This is a genomic window from Edaphobacillus lindanitolerans, from assembly GCF_900156305.1.
In the GTDB taxonomy this organism is placed as follows: domain Bacteria; phylum Bacillota; class Bacilli; order Bacillales_A; family Planococcaceae; genus Bhargavaea; species Bhargavaea lindanitolerans.
Map to the genome: position 1 here is coordinate 236,785 of NZ_FTPL01000004.1, position 16,183 is coordinate 252,967.

At 55.3% G+C, this 16,183-nt stretch carries 22 protein-coding genes; 15 read left to right on the forward strand and 7 right to left on the reverse strand.

Going from position 1 to position 16,183, the window contains the following annotated elements; genetic code table 11:
- The first annotated feature begins 121 nt into the window (after positions 1–121).
- The 8 genes from B0B07_RS13490 to B0B07_RS13525 all read left to right on the forward strand — a co-directional run bounded on the left by B0B07_RS13490 (position 122) and on the right by B0B07_RS13525 (position 6,084).
- Positions 122–1,645, forward strand: coding sequence for a sodium-dependent transporter (locus B0B07_RS13490; protein WP_076759682.1), 1,524 nt, complete (start codon positions 122–124; stop codon positions 1,643–1,645).
- A gap of 17 nt (positions 1,646–1,662) precedes the next feature.
- A complete protein-coding gene (locus B0B07_RS15180) occupies positions 1,663–1,767 on the forward strand; it encodes a methionine/alanine import family NSS transporter small subunit (protein ID WP_076759684.1) in 105 nt (34 codons plus the stop codon).
- A gap of 129 nt (positions 1,768–1,896) precedes the next feature.
- A complete protein-coding gene (gene lipA, locus B0B07_RS13500; RefSeq protein ID WP_076759798.1) occupies positions 1,897–2,832 on the forward strand; it encodes a lipoyl synthase in 936 nt (311 codons plus the stop codon).
- Between the two features lie 14 nt (positions 2,833–2,846).
- Positions 2,847–3,194: a YutD family protein gene (locus B0B07_RS13505; RefSeq protein ID WP_076759686.1), complete on the forward strand. Its 348-nt coding sequence runs from the start codon at positions 2,847–2,849 to the stop codon at positions 3,192–3,194.
- A gap of 44 nt (positions 3,195–3,238) precedes the next feature.
- Positions 3,239–3,691: a DUF86 domain-containing protein gene (locus B0B07_RS13510; protein WP_076759687.1), complete on the forward strand. Its 453-nt coding sequence runs from the start codon at positions 3,239–3,241 to the stop codon at positions 3,689–3,691.
- Positions 3,688–4,452 carry a TIGR01457 family HAD-type hydrolase gene (locus B0B07_RS13515; RefSeq protein WP_076759688.1) on the forward strand — a complete coding sequence of 255 codons (765 nt, stop codon included), beginning with the start codon at positions 3,688–3,690 and terminating at the stop codon, positions 4,450–4,452. Before B0B07_RS13510 ends, B0B07_RS13515 begins: the two co-directional genes overlap by 4 nt.
- Positions 4,453–4,663: 211 nt before the next feature.
- Entirely contained in the window at positions 4,664–5,407 is a 744-nt protein-coding gene (locus B0B07_RS13520) for a polyphosphate polymerase domain-containing protein (RefSeq protein ID WP_076759690.1), read from the forward strand.
- 2 nt (positions 5,408–5,409) lie between these two features.
- Complete coding sequence (locus B0B07_RS13525; protein ID WP_076759691.1) at positions 5,410–6,084, forward strand: DUF4956 domain-containing protein; 675 nt, start codon at positions 5,410–5,412, stop codon at positions 6,082–6,084.
- Positions 6,085–6,141: 57 nt separating this feature from the next.
- Here the strand turns inward: B0B07_RS13525 and B0B07_RS13530 are convergent, their stop codons facing one another.
- Positions 6,142–6,378 carry a YuzB family protein gene (locus B0B07_RS13530; RefSeq protein ID WP_076759693.1) on the reverse strand — a complete coding sequence of 79 codons (237 nt, stop codon included), beginning with the start codon at positions 6,376–6,378 and terminating at the stop codon, positions 6,142–6,144.
- 149 nt (positions 6,379–6,527) lie between these two features.
- Between B0B07_RS13530 and B0B07_RS13535 the strand changes: the two genes are divergently transcribed.
- Positions 6,528–7,592, forward strand: a complete 1,065-nt coding sequence (locus tag B0B07_RS13535) for an NAD(P)/FAD-dependent oxidoreductase (protein ID WP_076759695.1) — start codon at positions 6,528–6,530, stop codon at positions 7,590–7,592.
- A 129-nt stretch (positions 7,593–7,721) separates the two neighbouring features.
- On the opposite strand, the gene B0B07_RS13540 is transcribed toward B0B07_RS13535, so the two are convergent.
- Positions 7,722–8,555, reverse strand: coding sequence for an aminoglycoside adenylyltransferase domain-containing protein (locus tag B0B07_RS13540; RefSeq protein WP_076759696.1), 834 nt, complete (start codon positions 8,553–8,555; stop codon positions 7,722–7,724).
- Between the two features lie 529 nt (positions 8,556–9,084).
- The gene (locus tag B0B07_RS13545) at positions 9,085–9,414 is read right to left on the reverse strand and encodes a YuzD family protein (RefSeq protein WP_076759698.1); all 330 of its coding nucleotides are present in this window, start codon (positions 9,412–9,414) and stop codon (positions 9,085–9,087) included.
- 23 nt (positions 9,415–9,437) lie between these two features.
- Between B0B07_RS13545 and B0B07_RS13550 the strand changes: the two genes are divergently transcribed.
- The 5 genes from B0B07_RS13550 to B0B07_RS13570 all read left to right on the forward strand — a co-directional run bounded on the left by B0B07_RS13550 (position 9,438) and on the right by B0B07_RS13570 (position 12,603).
- Positions 9,438–9,731 (forward strand): NifU family protein, encoded by a 294-nt coding sequence (locus B0B07_RS13550; RefSeq protein WP_407643880.1) that lies wholly within the window; start codon positions 9,438–9,440, stop codon positions 9,729–9,731.
- A gap of 112 nt (positions 9,732–9,843) precedes the next feature.
- A complete protein-coding gene (locus tag B0B07_RS13555; protein WP_076759701.1) occupies positions 9,844–10,206 on the forward strand; it encodes a HesB/IscA family protein in 363 nt (120 codons plus the stop codon).
- Between the two features lie 166 nt (positions 10,207–10,372).
- Positions 10,373–11,590 (forward strand): NAD(P)/FAD-dependent oxidoreductase, encoded by a 1,218-nt coding sequence (locus B0B07_RS13560; protein WP_076759703.1) that lies wholly within the window; start codon positions 10,373–10,375, stop codon positions 11,588–11,590.
- Between the two features lie 84 nt (positions 11,591–11,674).
- A complete protein-coding gene (locus tag B0B07_RS13565) occupies positions 11,675–12,169 on the forward strand; it encodes an NUDIX domain-containing protein (RefSeq protein ID WP_076759704.1) in 495 nt (164 codons plus the stop codon).
- A gap of 104 nt (positions 12,170–12,273) precedes the next feature.
- Positions 12,274–12,603 (forward strand): YuiB family protein, encoded by a 330-nt coding sequence (locus B0B07_RS13570; RefSeq protein WP_076759705.1) that lies wholly within the window; start codon positions 12,274–12,276, stop codon positions 12,601–12,603.
- 52 nt (positions 12,604–12,655) lie between these two features.
- Here B0B07_RS13570 and B0B07_RS13575 read toward each other — a convergent pair whose 3' ends face one another.
- The gene (locus B0B07_RS13575) at positions 12,656–13,132 is read right to left on the reverse strand and encodes a divergent PAP2 family protein (protein ID WP_076759707.1); all 477 of its coding nucleotides are present in this window, start codon (positions 13,130–13,132) and stop codon (positions 12,656–12,658) included.
- Between the two features lie 121 nt (positions 13,133–13,253).
- On the opposite strand from B0B07_RS13575, the gene B0B07_RS13580 reads away from it, so the two are divergent.
- Positions 13,254–14,765, forward strand: a complete 1,512-nt coding sequence (locus B0B07_RS13580; protein ID WP_076759708.1) for a leucyl aminopeptidase — start codon at positions 13,254–13,256, stop codon at positions 14,763–14,765.
- A 310-nt stretch (positions 14,766–15,075) separates the two neighbouring features.
- On the opposite strand, the gene mnhG is transcribed toward B0B07_RS13580, so the two are convergent.
- The 3 genes from mnhG to B0B07_RS13600 are packed head-to-tail and all read right to left on the reverse strand — an operon-like array spanning position 15,076 to position 16,176.
- Positions 15,076–15,435 carry a monovalent cation/H(+) antiporter subunit G gene (mnhG, locus tag B0B07_RS13590; protein WP_076759711.1) on the reverse strand — a complete coding sequence of 120 codons (360 nt, stop codon included), beginning with the start codon at positions 15,433–15,435 and terminating at the stop codon, positions 15,076–15,078.
- On the reverse strand, positions 15,419–15,700 hold the full coding sequence (locus B0B07_RS13595; protein ID WP_076759713.1) for a Na(+)/H(+) antiporter subunit F1: 282 nt from the start codon (positions 15,698–15,700) through the stop codon (positions 15,419–15,421). The genes mnhG and B0B07_RS13595 overlap by 17 nt, the downstream gene beginning before the upstream one ends.
- Positions 15,697–16,176, reverse strand: a complete 480-nt coding sequence (locus B0B07_RS13600; RefSeq protein WP_076759714.1) for a Na+/H+ antiporter subunit E — start codon at positions 16,174–16,176, stop codon at positions 15,697–15,699. Before B0B07_RS13600 ends, B0B07_RS13595 begins: the two co-directional genes overlap by 4 nt.
- Positions 16,177–16,183: the final 7 nt, after the last annotated feature.

Here is a 16,183-nt window from a genome sequence, read left to right on the forward strand (position 1 = left end):
CGAAAAATAAAAAATGCTTTGACTTCATATTTTCAGGACGTTATACTTACAATAAGTTATAGAAATATCTGAAAATATAAAATCCTGTCTCTGAAAGGAGCGGGAGAAAAGGGGGAACATCATGGAACAGCGTTCGCAGTGGGGCACAAGGGCGGGGTTCATCCTGGCCGCCGTCGGTTCTGCGGTCGGACTCGGAAACATCTGGCGGTTTCCGTACGTCGCCTATGAAAATGGCGGCGGTGCATTTTTCATCCCGTACTTATTCGCTCTTTTGACCGCCGGTATTCCGATCCTGGTCATGGAATTCACACTCGGCCAGAAATATCGGGGTTCGGCACCGCTCTCATTCTTCAGATTGGAAGGAAAAAAGGCCGAGTGGCTCGGTTGGTGGGGAATCTTCGTATCCTTCGCAATTTCCACCTATTATGCGGTCATCATTGCCTGGGCCATGAAGTATACGGTTTACTCTGTCGGCCAGCAATGGGGGACCGACACGGAGGGCTTCCTCTTCGGCACTGTTTTGAACCTTGCCGATACGCCGGGACAGACCGGCGGGTTCGTGCCGGGTGTGCTCATCCCGCTGATCCTCGTCTGGGTCATCGTCTTCGGCATCCTATTTGCCGGCGTCAAAAAGGGGATCGAGCTGGCAAACCGGATTTTCATTCCGACACTTGTCATCGTGTTCCTGCTCGTCGTGATCCGCGCGGTCACGCTTCCGGGAGCGCTGACAGGGCTGGATGCGTTCTTCAAGCCGGATCTCAGCCAGCTGGCGAACGGAACGGTCTGGGTCGCGGCTTACGGGCATATTTTCTTCAGCCTGTCGATTGCCTTTGCGATCATGATCACTTATTCCAGTTACCTGCCGCGCAAATCGGACATTACGAACAACGCATTCATCACGGGCTTTGCCAATTCCGGATTTGAACTTCTCGCCGGGATCGGGATTTTTGCAGCGCTCGGCTTCATGGCCGTCCAGAATGACGTGGCGGTCTCGGAAGTCGCGTCCGCAGGCGTCGGCCTGGCATTCGCGGTGTTCCCGCAGATCATCAACGAATTCCCGGGGCTGAACGGCCTGTTCGGCGTCCTGTTCTTCCTGTCGCTCGTCCTGGCCGGGCTCACCTCGCTCATCTCCATCTGTGAAACATACGTAGCGGGACTGTCCGAGAAATTCGGAATTTCCCGGAGCAAGGCCGTCCTGTTCGGGGCCGGGCTTGCATCGATCGTGTCGCTTCTGTTCGCGACACGCGGGGGTCTCTACTTCCTCGATGCGGTCGACTACTTTATCAACCAGTTCGGTGTGGCGGCGATCGGTCTCGTCGAAGTGATTGCCGTGGCCTGGGTGTTCCGCAAACTGGATCTCTTCAAGACTCATGCCGACTCGATGTCGGATATCCGCCTCGGCGGGTGGTGGAAGTTCTCGCTCATGTTCATTACGCCGATCGTGCTCGGGTATATGATGTTCGACCTGCTCCGCACCAACCTCGGAAAGCGGTTTGATAATCCGACCGGCAACTATGAAGGATACTCGGATGCTTTCATCATGGGGGCCGGCTGGTCGGTGGCCATCGCGGCGCTCGTCCTCGGCATCGTATTCACATTCTTCAAATGGAACGGCCGGGCACTCCAGCCGTATGACAAAGACTGAGAGAAGGGGGAACAGTCATGAGCGGATCAGCGATTTTCATGATGATCGTCGGCATCCTGATCATCTGGGGGGGACTTGCGGCAAGCATTGCCAACGCAGTCGCAAAATCCCGGAACCGATAAAGAAAAGCGTCCCGATTCGGGGCGCTTTTCATTTTCACCGGCCCCCGCGCTTCTTGTCGGCTCCGCCGCCTTATGGTACATTGGCAACAGTGAGCATCTATATCTAAGAGAGAAATGGAGCCGATGGGGATGACGACTTGCAAGCCGGGCAATGATGAATATATCCGTAAGCCGGACTGGCTGAAAATCAAGCTGAATACGAACGAGAACTACATGGACCTGAAAAAGATGATGCGCGAAAAGGGCCTCCACACCGTTTGTGAGGAAGCACGCTGTCCGAATATCCATGAATGCTGGGGAGAACGGAGAACGGCGACGTTCATGATCCTCGGGGCGGTGTGCACCCGTGCGTGCCGTTTCTGTGCAGTCAAGACCGGTCTTCCGAACGAACTCGATGTGGCCGAACCGGAACGGGTCGCAGATTCCGTCGCACTCATGAATCTCAAGCATGCCGTCATCACGATGGTCGCCCGTGACGATCAGCGCGATGGGGGGGCCGGCATCATGGCGGAGACGATCCGTGCGATCCGTCGGAAAAGCCCGTTCACGACGGTTGAAGTGCTCCCTTCGGACCTTGCAGGGGACTATGACAGCCTGAAGACGCTGATGGATGCCAAGCCGGACATTCTGAATCACAACATTGAAACGGTCCGCAGCCTGACGAAGCGTGTCCGGGCCCGTGCGACGTACGACCGTTCGCTTGAATTCCTGCGCCGTGCAAAAGAGATGCAGCCGGAGATCCCGACAAAATCTTCGCTGATGCTGGGGCTCGGCGAAACGTGGGAAGAGATCCTCGAGACGATGGATGACCTGCGTGCCAACCAGGTGGACATCATGACGATCGGCCAGTATTTGCAACCGACGAAAAAACATCTGAAGGTGCAGAAGTACTATACGCCTCAGGAATTCGGGGAACTCCGGAAAATCGCCATGTCGAAAGGCTTCTCGCACTGTGAGGCAGGACCGCTCGTACGGAGCAGCTACCATGCCGACGAGCAGGTGAATGCGGCTGCCCGGGAGAGACAGCGGCGAGGAGAGGAACTCACCCCGGCCCCGCAGGCATGAGGAAGGTGCCGGATATGATCCGCCTTGAACAGTTCGAATACGAAATCCTGGAAGATTACCGGGACGGTTTTCAGGAAGAGGCCCTGAAATCCCGGTACAGTGACATTTTGTCCAAATATGATTACATCGTCGGGGACTGGGGATACGGCCAGCTCCGGCTGCGGGGATTTTTTGACGACCGGAACTCGAAGGCGACGGTCGGGACAAAAATCAGCACCCTGCAGGACTATCTGTATGAATACTGCAATTTCGGATGCGCCTATTTTGTTCTCAGGAAAACAGGGCGACCCAAAACCCATGCGCCGCGTTCGGAAAGCACGGAAACCGGGCAGGCCGAAGACGACCCGCAGGACGGCGAATAAGCCGTTGCGGGTTTTCGTCTTGAAGAAGAACAGGAGGAAATGAAATGTATTTCATCGATCGCAACAAGGTGGAAGAAACGGCATCCCATATGGAACATCTGCTGCAGGTCTTTAAAGGGCGGACTGAGTGGAGCCGGGACCCGGTGACGGAGCTTGCGCTGGAGCGGATTGCCCATAATCTCATCGAGTCGGTCATTGACATCGGCAACACGATGATCGACGGCTTCATCATGAGGGACCCTGGCAGTTATGAAGACATCATCGACATTCTCCTTGATGAGAAAGTGATCGGCCCGGACATGGAGACTCCGCTGAAAAAGCTCGTCGGCCTTCGGAAGATGGTTGTGCGTGAGTTCATGGATGTGGACGGACAGGAGGCGGAATCGGTCATCCGTGAAGCCATCCCGGCACTCAACGCGTTTCCCGGCTGCGTGCGGACCTATTTGACGGAGGAGCTGGGCCCGGTTTCTGCATTTTTGCCGGAGGACCGGGATTGAAGCACTATCAAGCCTGGTGTTTCGATCTGGACGGGACGGTTTACCGCGGGGAAACCGCAATTCCGGAAGCGGTCCGTCTGATCGGGCAGCTCCGGGACAGCGGAAGCCGGATCTTCTTCATTACGAACAATTCGGCGCTGACGCCTCAAATGCAGGCTGAAAAGCTGATGCGGATGGGCATCCGGGCTGCACCGGAAGAGATCATGACATCCTCCATCGCCACTGCCGGTTATCTTGCCGGGCAATACGGAAGGATGGATGTGACGATGATCGGGGAGGAAGGGCTTCGTGAGGCGCTCGAAGAAGCCGGACACCGGATCGTCACGGAAGGCGGCGAAGCGGTCGTCGTGGGAATTGACCGGCAGATCAGCTACGACAAGCTTGCCGCTGCCTGTCTGGCGGTCTCGGCCGGAGCCCCCTTCATTGCCACGAACGGCGACCTGGCATTCCCGGATGAACGGGGACTCGTCCCGGGAAACGGGGCATTTGCCGGTCTGATCGGATCGGTGACCGGCGTGCAGCCGGTGGTGATCGGCAAGCCCGAAAGCCACATGATCGCTGAAATCGCACGGAAACAAGGGCTCCGGAAGGACGGGATGATCCTCGTCGGAGACAATTACGAAACCGACATCAAAGCCGGCCTCCGTTTCGGCATCGATACGCTCCATGTGGATACCGGCGTGACGAGGAAGGAAGCGCTCGCCGGCCATTCCGAGCAGCCGACCTACAGTCTGCGCTCCCTCAGTGAGTGGGAAATCTGAATACCTTTAGATCCTGTTCGGCCGTCCTGCAAAGGGCGGCCGTTTTTACATGCCTGTCATCCCGCTTGTCCGGATCATCTTCGGATCATTGAAGGCAGCCTTCTGCACTCCCTGTCAGACGCTCATCGATTTTTAATCCGGTCCTCACCGATTCCTCATAGTCGTCCCGTATTCTGGGATTACAGCGTATAACGGATGGGAGGGAAGCTGCATGGCCATTGAGATTTTCACCCGTCGGGAGCTCAAGTTCCTGATTACGGTGGATCAGTACAGGAGGCTGCTGCTCCGTGCCGGCAACAAGCTGCGTGCGGACAAAAATGGGAAGGACGGGCGCTATACCGTGACCACCCTGTATTTTGACAATGACGAAAGCCGGATTTATTACGAAGTGAAGAACCGCCTTAAGTTCCGGCAGAAATTGCGGCTTCGGGTGTATGACGAGACGGGACCGGATGGACGGGCATTCTTCGAGATGAAGCAGAAGAACGGACGGATTGTCCATAAACGAAGGACCGGTATCCCGCTCAGGGAGGCGTATCGCTACATAAGGGCGGCCGGCACGGTTCCCGCGGAGCAATTTGCCGCATCAAACGCCCAAGTGCTGAAGGAAATCGGACAGTTCCGTGCGCACTACGGCCTTCAGCCGGACATGGTCGTCAGCTATGACCGCCATGCCCTTCACCAGGCGGATGATCCGGCGGTCCGGGTGACGTTCGACTACAATCTGAGATGCCGGAAACACGACCTGTTTCTTGAGAGCGGCCCGCACGGACAGCATTTTGTCGATCCGGGACTGGTCGTGCTGGAAGTCAAGGTGGACAACAGTGTGCCGCTTTGGCTGACACGGATCCTGCAGGAGGCCGGCTGCCTGCAGAAGGGCGGGTCGAAGTTCTGTCTGAGTCACGAGCTGCTGGCAAACGGACAGCGAGAATTGATGATCATGGGAGGAAGATAAGAATGGACATGTTGGAATCATTATTGCAGCCGGAGATCCGGACAGGCGGAACGGTGGGGCTGAGCATGCTGGCCATGCTCTTCTCATTCGTGCTCAGTTTGCTGATCACAGTCGTTTACCGGCGGACATTTTCCGGTGAGCGTTACTCACAGGCGTTTGTGCACACGATCATCATGATGAGCGTCATTGTATCGATTGTCATGAATGTCGTCAGCGACAATGCAGGCGTGGCATTCGGGCTGTTTGCCGTGTTTTCCCTCATCCGGTTCCGGAGTGAGGTGACCGATGCGAAAGACATCTCGTACATCTTCTTCGGGCTGTGTGTCGGCATGACGGCCGGCCTGTACCGCTTCGACCTGGCGATTGTGCTCACGGTGTTCGCATGCGCAGCATTCTACCTGCTTCACCGGACGGGCTATGCGCGAGGAAAGCATATGCAGATCCTCAAAGTGACGGTGCCCGAGACGATGAATCATGAGGGCCTGCTCGACGGCATCCTGGATGAGTTCACGGTCAGCCATGAGCTACGCCAGGTCGAGACGACCGACCTCGGTACGATGATTTTGTACACCTATGCCATACAGGGCAAGCCGGATACGGCGGACCGGGACCTGCTGGACCGGGTCCGCGAGAAAAATGCGAACCTGAAAGTCTCCTTGACCTATTTGGGCAGATAACCGGAAAAATGAAAAGAGAGCCGAGCGATCCGTGATCGCGCGGCTCTCTTCAATTTATTAGAAAAGCGGGTTTTCCTCTATAAAACGATAGATATTGTCTTTCAGCTCGTCCGGCGTTTCACCTTCCACGATTTCCCCGTTCACGACCGCATAAAGCGATTCGGCACATTGGGAGCAGAAGCTGAGGCAGCCGTATTCCAGGACATCGAGGTTCGGGTCCTGCTCCAGCTCCTCAAATGTCTTCTGTGAACCGCAGGCCATGTTGCTCATACAGAACTCGACGATCGGATTCACAAAAATCACCTCTCTCACCCGGAAATCGTACTCCTTTTTGTCTTTCCAGTCAATTGAATGGCTTATTGTGAAACCTCTCACATTCATATATAATGGCATGGAGAAATGGAACCATGAATCGGCTATGACTTAAAAAGGAGAATACTTTTATGAAGAAACTAGTCCTGCTCGGCGGAGGGTATGGGAATATGCGCATTCTGCTCCGCCTCCTCCCGAACCTTCCCGAAGACCGGGAAATCATTCTTGTGGACCGCACGCCGTTCCACAGCCTCAAAACCGAATTTTATGCACTGGCTGCCGGAACGGTGCCGGATGCGGAAGTCCGCGTCGCTTTTCCGGAGCATGAACGGCTGAAAATGGTGACCGGAGAAATCGTGAACGTCAATCTCGCTGAAAAGCGGGTCGAACTCGGCAACGGTGCCCGGATCGAGTATGATGACCTCGTCATCGGCCTCGGATGCGACGACAACTATCACGATGTGCCGGGCGCTGCAGAACATACGCACAGCATCCAGACGATCGGCAAATCCCGTGATACTTACCGCCACCTCCTCAATCTCGGAGAAGGAGCGGCTGTCGGGATCGTCGGTGCCGGCCTGAGCGGCATCGAGCTCGCAAGCGAACTGCGGGAGAGCCGCCCGGACCTGAAGATCAAGCTGTTTGACCGCGGCCCGCGGGTGCTGCGCGATTTCCCGGAACGTCTCAGCAATTATGTCCAGAGCTGGTTTGACGAACATGACGTGGAAGTCGTGAGCAATTCGAACATTACGAATGTGGGGCCGAACACTCTTTACAACCATGAGAATTCGATCGAGGTGGATGCGGTCGTCTGGACTGCCGGAATCCGCCCGGTCGAGGCGGTCCGCAATCTCGAACTCGAATCCGACCGGGGAGGACGGATTGTCCTCACGCCTCACCATAACGTCCCCGAAAACGAGAACGTCTATGTCGTCGGCGACTGTGCGGCGCTTCCGCACGCACCAAGTGCGTATCTGGCGGAGGAGCAGGGCGAGCAGATCGTAAAGGTGCTGAAGATGCGGTGGAACGGGGAGACGCTCCCCGAGAAGATGCCGGAGATCAAGCTCCAGGGATTTGTCGGATCGCTCGGAAAGAAAAAAGGATTCGCCTTCCTCGCAGACCGCACCGTCACGGGACGGATTGCGCGGCTGCTCAAGTCGGGAATCCTGTGGATGTACAAGTGGCATAATGGTTAAGGAGTGGGGAAACCCTTGATGTATCAAGGGTTCAGGAGTGTTGAAGGGGAAGTAAAAGCACCGAAAGTCACATTTCGGTAACATTCCGTATAGAATTGACGCCTTTGAGGATGTCGCCGAAGCTGACTTTCAGTTTCGTGGCGGCATCTTCTTTCGTTCGTCCGGGAACCGTTCCTGAAGCGCCCGGACACGGTCGGACAGATAGTTTTTCATCCGTTCCAGTTCCTGCTTGCCGAATCGATGGGCAGCATCGTTTGTTGCATAGCACGTTGTCACTTTTTTGAGCGTCAGGCGCAGATCCTCAGGGAGGGCTGACAATCCCCAGGAACCCGCCTCTGCTTTGGAGGCGATTTTCCCGTCCTTCAGATACCGCAACACTCTGATCAGGTTTAGCGTGGAGTAGACCGGTTCGGCGTGGATGTTTTCCAGACAGTCCCTGTAATCGTTCATGATGGCAGAAAGATAGTCCGACTGTGGAACGGACGGGAACACTTCATTGATCGGTTTGCCCGTCAGACAGATCCCGCTGTGGTTCAAGATCGTAATATGAGCAGCCAGATCTGCATCGGCGGCAATTCCGTTTAAAAAGTCCTTCGTGCCGGTCAGCAAGTCGTCCGTATATTGCTCCCTCCAAAACTCACTAAAATGAAAGTCGAAAGGACAAGGATGCTGCCACTGGGTCAACTGGCGGGCATTGAGGAAGTGGATCTCAAGAGGGAACGGAGAATTTGAAGTCCTTAAGAAAGTCCGTGCCAGCTTCTCTTTTGTTTCCGTTGTCAGGGTGCTGCGGGTTACGGCGATGGCATCGATGTCGCTTGCATCCGGGTTGAATCCGCCAAGCGCCAATGAACCGTGGAGATAGACTCCGATCAGGTCGTCATTGATGATCCGGGAAATTTCTTTTTGCAGGTTGAGTAGAGGTTTCTTTGCTTCCGAGGTGACGGATTCCAAGCCGGTGAGCATTCTCTCTGCCTCCTTACTGATGTAGATCCGTGCAATCCGTGCATACCGGTTTCATTCCTCTCCGGTCCGCGTCCGGCACGATGGTTTCTTGGATAAGCCGCGTGAAAACGGTCATTATAAAAAAGCAGTCCCGTGGGCGGACCGCTTCCGGAATGGATCCGGCAACTGATTCTTGGGCTTTAATTAAATGTAACCTATTTCAAAGAAAAAAGGACAGCATATGCCGTCCTTTGGATTTTCTATAATCGCGCCCGTTTAAAGTATTCGCCTTCTGGCGCTTTCTTTCTCTTCCCGATAACAGGAGTAAATATTCCCCACATTATAACGACTGCCAAACCGAGAATTCTAACCCATAACGGCTTATTATCAACGAATACAGAGTAACCAAAGTAAACCGCCAAGAGTACCCAGAAAATGAATACCCAACCCCATCTATTCGTGAGAAGCTCCACTTTCCTATCCGGAAACCTACAGGTATTTGTTACCGTGTTTCCGGAATCCGGCCTGTTTGCTGATTTCGCCGGTAATTTTAGTTACTCGGGATGAAGCCCCGTTTTTCCAATTCCGCAAACACGGGCTTCAGCCGGATGTACCCTTCCCCGACAATTTCGTCGCCGATACGGACGAGCGGGTAGAAGAATTCGTCATTGCGCACTTGTTCCGCGATGGCCGCGCGCTCTTCATCCCCGACCGGCTGTTCGATGTCGATATAGTCGATCGTGAAGGAGTGATCCGGATATTTTCGTGTGATCGCCGCTTCAAGCCACTCGTATGTATCTTTAGAGGACGGGGCATTGACGCAGCTGGCGCAGATGACATCCGCTCCGTACACCTCTATTTTCACATCTCGACCGTTCAAAAAGATCCCCTCCGGATTCAAGAATGGATTTTCCGCCTGTTACCTATTATAATGATAACAGTGAAAGGAGTCGAATCGAAGTGACAGATACATCGATGATGGATGGTGTACAGGAAGTATTGGATAAACTGCGCCCGTTCCTTCTCCGAGACGGAGGCGACTGTGAGCTCGTTGATGTCGAGGACGGCATCGTGAAGCTCCGACTTCTCGGCGCGTGCGGCACGTGCCCGAGCTCAACCATTACATTGAAGGCAGGCATTGAGCGCGCACTCCTCGAGGAAGTGCCGGGTGTCGTCGAAGTGGAACAAGTCTTCTGATCATCCGGATCCGCGTTGCGGATCCTTTTTTATACCGGCATGCCTGCGGATGCAGACCTGTTGTACGGGGTGCCGGACATTGTTAAGATGAGAGAAAAGGAGTGGTAATCGCATGACACAGACGGTTGAATTGACTGAAGCGGCGGCTTACCAGGTGAAGGACATGATGCGCCACAACGAAGAAGAGGGCTCTTATCTCCGTGTCGGCGTAAACGGCGGCGGCTGCAGCGGACTGACGTACGGACTCGGCTTTACGAAAGAGCGCCATGAAGAGGACGAACTGCTCGAACAGCACGGACTGCAGATCCTCGTTTCCAAGGAAGACGGCGGAATCCTGACCGGAACCAAGATCGACTACAAACAGTCGCTCATGGGCGGAGGATTCACGATCACCAACCCGAATGCCATTGCATCATGCGGCTGCGGGACTTCATTCAGGACAAAAACAAAGGCCGGCACGCCCGGTGACTGCTGAGACCGGAATTCCGGTCTTTTTATTTTGGAAACTCCCCTTGAATTCATATTTATAAAGGACTAAACTAAAGGTGATGGTTTTTGTCGAAAACGGCGGGTGCCGTGACAATCGCGGCATCGCGCCGTCCAAAATATATTAATTTCGGTTAAAGGTGGTTTGGATTGAAGTGAAGAGACCTACAGTTTTGGTGCTTGGCGCCGGCTATGGTGGTTTGGCCACTGTCGTCAATCTGCAGAAAAAGATCGGGACCGATGACATGGATGTTGTCCTGATCAACAAGAACGACTATCACTACGAATCTACTTGGCTCCACGAAGCGTCGGCGGGAACGCTCAAGCCCGAAGATGTCCGTTATGATATTTCGAAGGTCATCAATGAAAACAAAGTGAAATTCGTCAAGGCGGTTGTCGAAGCAATCGATGTCGACGGCAAGAAAGTGACGACGGATGCAGGGGACTTCAGCTATGACTTCCTCGTCATCGGTCTCGGATTCGAAGGGGAGACCTTCGGCATCCAGGGTCTTGACCAATATGCCCTCAGCATCGCGGACGTCAATGAAGCGCGCAAAATCCGTGAGCACATCGAGTACCAGTTTGCCATGTGGTCCACTGAAGAAGAGAAGGATGACAGCCGCCTCACGATCGTGGTCGGCGGCGCCGGCTTCACGGGCATCGAGTTCCTCGGCGAACTCGGCAACCGCGTACCGGAACTGTGCAAGGAATTTGACGTGCCGAAAGAGAAAGTGCGCGTCATCTGTGTCGAAGCTGCACCGATGGTCCTTCCTGGCTTTGACCCGGAACTCGTAACCTATGCGGTTTCCCAGCTCGAGTCCAAAGGCATCGAGTTCTCGATCGGCACACCGGTCGTCGAAGCGACACCAGAAGGCGTGAAGATCAAGAAAAAAGACGATGAATTCGAATTCATCAAGGCCGGCACGGTCGTATGGGCAGCGGGTGTCCGCGGCAACAGCCTCATCGAATCGACGCCGATCGAAAGCAAGCGTGCCCGTGTAGCGGTCCGCGAAGATATGCGTGCACCGGGCTATGATGACGTATTCATCGTCGGGGACTGCGCGTTCCTCATGAACGAAGACGCAGGACGTCCATACCCGCCTACCGCCCAGATTGCGATGCAGCAGGGCGTGACGGTCGCAGAAAACATCATTGCGCTCGCAAACGGCAAGCCGACGCACAAATTCGTTCCGGACCTGAAAGGGACCGTCTGCTCCCTCGGCGAAGACGATGCGATCGGCGACATCTTCGACGGCAAGAAAGTCACAGGCACGACGGCCAGCTTCATGAAGAAGATGATCGATAACCGTGCACTGTACATGATCGGCGGACTTCCGCTCGTCGTCAAAAAAGGGAAATTCAAGTTCTTCTGATCTGACTGATCTGGCCGGCCGGGCACTCCGGCCGGTTTTTGTATTTCACTGTTGAATTGTATAAAGCCGGGGAGGGGAACGCAGTTGAGAAAAGAGCGGGGGAAGGTATGGCTCGGTGCAGCCGGGCTGGTCATGGACGGAGACGGGAAATGGCTGGTCGTCAAGAAGAAGTACGGCGGGCTGAAAGGGAAGTGGTCCTTTCCGGCAGGTTTTGTAGAGCCCGGTGAGCGGGCGGATGAGGCAGCGGTCCGGGAAGTCCGTGAAGAGACCGGCATCCGGACGGTCGCTGCCGGCATGGCCGGTTTCCGAACCGGGGTGATCCGGGATGAAGTGAGCGACAACATGGCGATTTTCATTTTGCGGCCGGTTGCAGAATCCCAGCCGGTCATCCCTCAGGAGCAGGAAATCGAAGAGGCCCGCTGGATGACGCCGTTTGAACTCGCAGAGTCGGGCGACGCCTCGCTCCTCATCCACGAGATTGCAGGGGAAGCGATCGGGGAGGGGCTGCCCGAAGTGATCGGGGCCTGGCCGGGGGATGTCTTCGGCTATACGAGCTATAAATTTTATTTCCGGAAATGACCGGGCATCATGAATTTCCGACAATCCGGTGAACCCCGGCCGGTCTGTTGAAAGACCGAATCCGTTCCGGTAAACTGGTGTAAGGAAAATCGGAGGTTATCGCAGTGAACGCACCTTTATCCATCATAGAAGTGACCCTATCGATCCTGCTGTTCATCGTTATGTTCTTCGGGATCGGCTTTCTGCTCAATATGCTGCTCAGGATGACCTGGCTCATGGCCATCGTCTACCCGATCGTCGTGATCCTGATCGTGGACGATGTGCCGTTCACAAAATACTTCACAAGCCCGGGAATGGCCTTCAGCCGGCTTGGAGAACGTTTTGCTGCACTGCACGCGGCGGATATCATCATCCTGTCCGGAGGCATGGTCGGGGCCATCCTGGCCGGCATCGTCATGATCATCCTGAGGAAGCAAGGCTATCGCATGTTCTGAAAAAGGCGTCCGTATTCATTGCGGACGCCTTTTTTTCATGGTCGGAACGGGGTCAGAGGATCACCGTATACAGGAAAACCGAAATGAGGATCCCTGTAAGCGCGCCGGCATATACTTCGCTCGGCTTGTGCCCGAGCAGGGTTTTGAGTTCTTCAATTTTCTGCTGTCCGTCCTTTTTCGGCCAGTCGCGGGTCGTCTGGACCAGCAGCCGGAAATCCTCCCTCATCTGGTTGATGACGATCGCCTGCTGCCCGGCCTGGAAACGGACACCGGACGCATCGAACATCGTGATGATCGAGAAGATGGCAGCCAGGGCAAAGATGGATGAATCCAGGCCGTGCTCAAAGCCGATCGCCGTTGCGAGGGAAGTGACGGCTGCCGAGTGGGAGCTCGGCATGCCCCCCGTCGAGGTGAACAGTGACCAGTTCAGTTTGCGGTTCATCAGATAGTGGATCGGGATTTTCACAAACTGGGCGAAGAAGATGCTGAACAGGGCAACCCACAACGGGGTGTTCTGAAACAGTTCCACGTGGCGGCACAACCTTTCGGTGACGAGAATTGCCCTGATTATAACACATCACCGGCCAAGACTGACCGGTGCTCCGGTATCCGTTATAATGGAGGAGGAAACCGGATGGAGGGGATATGGAATGGAAGTTAAAGTGATGGAAAACAAGTTCAGCGGCTTTGAGGCCGATGTCCTGATTGTCGGAGTGCCGAAGCACAGCGACCATGTGCCCGGCTGGGAAAAAATCGACGGCCTGTTCGGAGGGCGTCTCGGGGAATGGATGCGAAACGGGGATATTCCGAACAAGCCGAAGGAATTTGCGAAGATTCCCGCTGATCCGGGACAGTCATTCAAGCGGGTTCTGTTCACGGGCCTCGGAGATGACAAGAAGCTGGATGCGGACGGCCTGCGGAAGGTTTTCTCTGCAGCCGGGAAAAAGCTCCGGGAGATGAAGGCGGAGTCCGCCGCAGTCTGGGCCGACTCGTTCGCACTGGGAGAAATGGAGCACTTGGACGTCGCCTGGGCAGCAGGTGAAGGAATCTCGCTCGGATCCTACCGATTTGAAGATTACAAGACGGGCTCGAATGAACGCCGGGCTGAAATCCGCGAAGTCGTCCTGCTCTCGGAGGAGGACGGGGAATCGGTGATGACCGCATTCAACACCGGCCGGATCTACGCCGATGCAGTGAACGAGGCACGGGATCTGGTCAACACGCCGGGCAATATGCTCACGGCAAGTGCCATGGCCGAGTATGCAGCGGAACTCGCCGAACAGTACGGCTTTGAAATTGAAGTGCTCGGCAAGCCGGAGATGGAGGAGCTCGGGATGGGCGCCCTCCTCGCCGTCAACCAGGGATCGGTCGAGGAACCCCGTCTCATTGTCATGAAATATCAGGGAACGGATAAATGGGAAGATGTGGTCGGCCTCGTCGGAAAAGGCATCACATTCGATACAGGCGGCTATTCCCTGAAGACGAAAACCGGGATTGTCGGAATGAAAGGGGACATGGGCGGTGCAGCGGCCGTTCTCGGGGCCATGCGCATCATCGGGAATGTGAAGCCGAAGAAAAACGTCGTGGCGGTCATTGCTTCGACGGATAACATGATCTCAGGCAACGCATTCAAGCCGGATGACGTCATCACCTCCCTGAGCGGAAAGACGATCGAAATCCTGAACACCGACGCGGAGGGCCGTCTCGTCCTTGCCGATGCGGTCACCTATGCCAAGCAGGCCGGTGCAGACTACCTGGTGGACGTGGCCACGCTGACGGGCGGTGTCATCACCGCGCTCGGCTACGACAAGACCGGTGCCCTTACCAACAGCGAGCCGTTCTTTGAGACATTCCTTGAAGCGGCTGCGGAAACCGGTGAATTTGTCTGGAGGCTGCCGCTCACGGAAAGCGACAGAAAGCGCATCCGCAAAAGTGAAGTGGCCGACCTGAACAACTCTCCGGGCAGCGACGGCCATATGATTTTCGGCGGCGGTTTCGTGGGTGAATTTGTGGAAGACACGCCGTGGATCCACCTGGACATCGCCGGCACCTCCGATTCTTCGGCCGCCCATGATCTCGGACCGAAGGGCGGGACGGGCGTCATGGTGAGAACGCTCGCCACACTCGTCGAATTCATGGCGGAGGAACAACAGGAAGACTGAACCGCTGCGCCCAGACCGCAACAAAAGCCCGGCATAGGATAACGGGGAAAGGGGGATGGAAATGCCTCGTTACGGTCATTTTTACCGCGGTGGATTTGGTGGTTTTGGAGGATTCGGCGGACCTTTCCTTGGAGGGGTTGTCGGGGGCCTTCTGGGATCCTCTTTATTCCCGTACGGTCGCGGCTTCTATGGGGGGTTCTCGCCATTCTACGGAGGATACCCGTACGGCGGATATCCTTATTACCCATACTATCCGTACTACTGGTGAACACACGAAAAAACGCTTCTGCATGTGCAGAAGCGTTTTTTTTCAATGTTGTCCGGACTGCCGTTCAATGTCTTCCTTCAGTTCGTCTTTAACGGTAAGGGAAGTGGGCTTGACGCCGGCAAAGTATGCCGCCCTGGCCATCATGTGGCCACCCACCGGTGCCGTGATGAACAGGAAGGCGATCCCGAGCAGAATCCTCGGGTTGAAGTGGTCCTCCACAAGCCAGAAATGCAGGAACACCGAGACGAGGATTCCGAGCACGCCGACTGTCGCGCTTTTGGAAGCTGCGTGTGCGCGTGTGTAGGGATCGGGAAAGCGGAGCAGTCCGACTGCCGTCACGAGCGTGAACACGACCCCGATGATCAGCGGGACGGCGATCAGAATATTAATCAGAATTTCCACGGTCGAAGATCTCCCCTTTCTCGATGAACTTGGAGAAGGCCACCGTACCGATGAATGACAGGATGGCGAGCAGGAGGATGATCTCCAGGTAGAAATTCGTCCCGACGAGCACGGACAGCAGTCCGATCATCGATATGAGCGTCACGCCGACCGCATCCAGCGCGATGACCCGGTCGGGAGCGGTCGGGCCCTTGATGAGCCGGTAAACGAACAGCGCCATTGAGATCACAACGAAGACGAGGGCGATCCAGAATAGAATTTTCATGGCCGGCTCACCTCCATGATGGCTTTTTCAAATGAATCCCGGATGGAGACGACGGCATCATCCACGTCATCCACATCGAGGGCATGGACGTAAAGCGTCTTTTTGTCCTCGGATACGTTCATGACGATGGTACCGGGCGTCAGCGTGATGAGGCTGGAGAGCAGGGTGATCTCCCAATCGTTCGTCAGCTTCGTCGGATAAGCGAAGATGGCGGGACGGATGCCGAGTTTCGGCTTGATGACGAGCATGAACACCTGGATGTTCGCCATGACCAGCTCCTTGAAGAACAGGAGCGTCAGTTTAATGACCGCCCAAAGCCTCCGGATGTACAGATGGCCCGGGAAGAAACGCCGGGTCATGATGATGAGCAGCATGCCGATCAGCCACCCGATGATGAAAGTGGAGGCGGTGAACGATCCGCTGATGAACATCCAGAGGAAGGCGATGATGAAGTTCAGCAAAATTTGAAATGCCACAATCCAT

Coding starts and splice junctions, on each gene's coding strand:
- lipA (WP_076759798.1), top strand. CDS start 1,897: ATGACGACTTGCAAGCCGGGCAATGATGAATATATCCGTAAGCCGGAC.
- B0B07_RS13550 (WP_407643880.1), top strand. CDS start 9,438: ATGGATTTTCCGCCTGTTACCTATTATAATGATAACAGTGAAAGGAGT.
- B0B07_RS13520 (WP_076759690.1), top strand. CDS start 4,664: ATGGCCATTGAGATTTTCACCCGTCGGGAGCTCAAGTTCCTGATTACG.
- B0B07_RS13595 (WP_076759713.1), bottom strand. CDS start 15,700: ATGAAAATTCTATTCTGGATCGCCCTCGTCTTCGTTGTGATCTCAATG.
- B0B07_RS13540 (WP_076759696.1), bottom strand. CDS start 8,555: ATGCTCACCGGCTTGGAATCCGTCACCTCGGAAGCAAAGAAACCTCTA.
- B0B07_RS13555 (WP_076759701.1), top strand. CDS start 9,844: ATGACACAGACGGTTGAATTGACTGAAGCGGCGGCTTACCAGGTGAAG.
- B0B07_RS13505 (WP_076759686.1), top strand. CDS start 2,847: ATGATCCGCCTTGAACAGTTCGAATACGAAATCCTGGAAGATTACCGG.
- B0B07_RS13535 (WP_076759695.1), top strand. CDS start 6,528: ATGAAGAAACTAGTCCTGCTCGGCGGAGGGTATGGGAATATGCGCATT.
- B0B07_RS15180 (WP_076759684.1), top strand. CDS start 1,663: ATGAGCGGATCAGCGATTTTCATGATGATCGTCGGCATCCTGATCATC.
- B0B07_RS13510 (WP_076759687.1), top strand. CDS start 3,239: ATGTATTTCATCGATCGCAACAAGGTGGAAGAAACGGCATCCCATATG.
- B0B07_RS13490 (WP_076759682.1), top strand. CDS start 122: ATGGAACAGCGTTCGCAGTGGGGCACAAGGGCGGGGTTCATCCTGGCC.
- B0B07_RS13580 (WP_076759708.1), top strand. CDS start 13,254: ATGGAAGTTAAAGTGATGGAAAACAAGTTCAGCGGCTTTGAGGCCGAT.
- B0B07_RS13525 (WP_076759691.1), top strand. CDS start 5,410: ATGGACATGTTGGAATCATTATTGCAGCCGGAGATCCGGACAGGCGGA.